This is a genomic window from Streptomyces boncukensis (genome assembly GCF_011045075.1).
Classification (GTDB): Bacteria; Actinomycetota; Actinomycetes; order Streptomycetales; family Streptomycetaceae; genus Streptomyces; species Streptomyces boncukensis.
Window position 1 is genome coordinate 1 of the sequence record NZ_JAAKZZ010000740.1, and the last position, 2,804, is coordinate 2,804.

Sequence of the window (2,804 nt, forward strand, 5' to 3'; positions counted from 1 at the left end):
CGCCTCACCCCGCCTGGCCGCCCGCAAGCTCGACGCCCTCACGGACACCATCGAGACCGCCTGTCGGTACGGCGTGAAGGTCTCGGCCAACATCGTCATCCCCGACCACGACCACGTCGAACGGGTCCTGCGGATCATCGAGCAGCACGGCCGCGACGTGATCGTGCGGATGCTGGTGAACCTGGAGGACGACGGCGCCTCCCTCGCCGCCATGCGCGAGGTCCTCGACCACCTCGGCGCCGTCCCCGACCTCCGCGTCATCACCGCCGGCGCCTCCGACCAGCGCACCCGCTACCGCCTCCCGGACGGCCGCACCCTCTACGCCAAGAGCATCCGCCCCGTCCGCCTCCCCGACACCTGCACCGGCTGCCGCTTCAACAACGACCGCGACTGCCAAGAGGGCTACTACGGCGTGCGCATGTACCGCGCCAAGAACGGCCCCTTCATGATCGGCGTCTGCATCCAACGCATGGACCTCTGCCTCCCCCTCGGCGAATTCGTCATGAGCCAACGCTGCACCGAAGTCCGCAACTTCCGCGACGACGAAACCGCCCGCCTCACCGCCCTCCACCGGGCCCCCGACCACGAATCAACTCGAAACTGAACGCCCCGCCCGCCACAGCTACGATTTGCACTCTCGGCAGCATATAAAATGGTCGGCCACTGAGAGCGAGACCAAGGGGGCGAGTTGTAGGGCAGAATTACCGTAGCGTACTCGGTAGCCTCAATCAGGATCCCTGACCTTCAAGGCGCCACACCGCAGAAAGTCACCCAGACGTCATCTCATGCAGAGAGTCGCAGTAGCAGATCAGGACCACAATGAAACCTGCGACGGTCCGGTCAGGGCCGGGATCCCCATTGAGATCGGATCTCCGCAGCATGCGCTTCCTCAACGACCGCAGCCCAGCCCGCTGGCCACGAGTCGACGAACCCACACGCGTCTTCTGCCGTCAGTTCTACCCAACCGTCAGGCCAGTACCGCACGGCCTGAACGGCGGCCTCGCACTCGCCGATCCTTGGCGGGGATGCGAACCGCGCCCATCGGAAGTCGGCACCTGCTCGGAAGGAGTTGAGCCAGAACGTCGCGCCCTCGACCTGGGCGTGTTGGAACGTGACGGAGCCATGGAATACTGCATGGGTGAACCAGGCGTGGTTCTGTACCACCATGTGGTCAAAGTGGGCGTTTTCACTGAACTGCGATCGCGAGAATTCGGCATTGTATCCGAAGTAGCTTCCCTGGAAATCAGCATAGCCGTGAAAGGCTACCCAACGGAACCAACTGACCCCCTCGAAGCGCGCGTTCTGGAAAGAGACCTGGTAGCCGAGAAATACGGCCCCGACGAATCTCGCCTCCCCGACGAAACGCGCCCTGTCGAAATATGCCTCACCTTCGAACTGTGCCTCGTCGAAGTCGGCGCGACGGAACTCACAATCATTGAAGTACACATCGCAGAAAAATGCCTTTTTGAGGTCGACATCCATGTCTGGCCAGAAGACAGGGTTCGCGGCCGTAGCGCCGTCACCGCGACCGGGCCGCAGCCGGGAAGCCAGCACCATCTGGGCCGTGCGTCTAACCTGGCCTTCACTGGCGTCATCCTTATCTGGGGGGATCCGGAGGTAGTCGCACAGCTCATTGACGATGAGCTGTCGTTTCTCGTGGTACGTGTCCCCCAGCTCTCCCAGCGTGCGAAGAGCGGCCATGCGCACATGAGGCGAACGGTTGGCTAGATGATCCACGGCCTTCTGATGCAACACCTCGAAGGGGATGGGCTGAGATTCATGTTCCTGGCTATGACCCGCGGTCGGCGCGGTACGACCGGCCGGCTCGGAGCGGCTAGACCGCAGGTTCAACTCTTCGTATAAGTTTTCCAGTTGACTGTGCTGCTCACGCCACCACACGAGCGCGACCGGGATCGAGGACGTCCCGTCGTGCCCGTCCACATGCTGCGCACAGGTCCTGACCCACTGTCTGACGACGTAGAAGTCCTGTGGCCGAGCGTGGCGTCCATTCTCGGTCTTGGAGACGGTGGCGGGGGCAACCCCGATGGCCGCAGCGAGCTCGCGCACGGTCAATCCGGCCTCTACCCGCAGTTGGCCCAGTAGGCCACCAAACCGTCGGACCGCCTCCTGCCAGTCTGCAGCCACCTTGTTCACCTCTGCATCCTCTCAGGACTCCAGCTCCGACTCGTCGGTCACCAGGAGATGCCTTGTTGCCTTGTTTGGGGCGCGTTCGCGATCGGTCCGCGATCACCACTGGTCGGCGACTGCGGTAGCCAACCTCGTCCTGACGGTGAACGTCGGAAGAGGAGGAAGGCCATGCGCAAGAACGACCAGGTAGTGGTGGTCCGGATTGACGGAACAGCTAAGTGGTTGGTGGTAGTCGTCACGTCAGAAGGGCAGACTGGCCCGGCAGCCGCCCCGGTACCCAATCCACGTCATGGCTGGCGGCTAAGGGCGCTCGCGGTAGCAGGCATGCTGGTTCGGGCGCTTAGCACTTCCGCCACCTTGGCACTGCTGCACTGGGCTATGCGGGTCTGCTGCGTCGAGGTTCCGGGTTGGCTGGCGTCCTGACGCTGGACGGTTGCGGTCCTCCTGTCCGCATGAGCGGAGAGCCCCTGTCTGTGATGGTCTTGCGCCGAATGCCCCAGCCACAGCGTGCTACCAGTGTCGTCGCTACTGCTGCATGTAGCTCATCGTCCACGGCGACGCGAGGCGGAGTGGCCGGAGGAGGAGGGGAAAGAGGGGGACTCGGCTGGTTGTACCGTCCGGTGGGTGGGCATGGTGGTGCGGGCCTTGGCTGCTTC

Annotated in this window: 1 protein-coding gene and 1 pseudogene; one reads left to right on the plus strand and one right to left on the minus strand. The window is 63.6% G+C overall.

Going from position 1 to position 2,804, the window contains the following annotated elements:
- Window positions 1-604: pseudogene (locus tag G5C65_RS34980) on the plus strand (radical SAM protein); the annotation flags it as partial.
- 236 nt (window positions 605-840) lie between these two features.
- Here G5C65_RS34980 and G5C65_RS40580 read toward each other — a convergent pair.
- The gene (locus G5C65_RS40580) at window positions 841-2,154 is read right to left on the minus strand and encodes a pentapeptide repeat-containing protein (protein WP_165303089.1); all 1,314 of its coding nucleotides are present in this window, start codon (window positions 2,152-2,154) and stop codon (window positions 841-843) included.
- Window positions 2,155-2,804 lie beyond the last annotated feature (650 nt).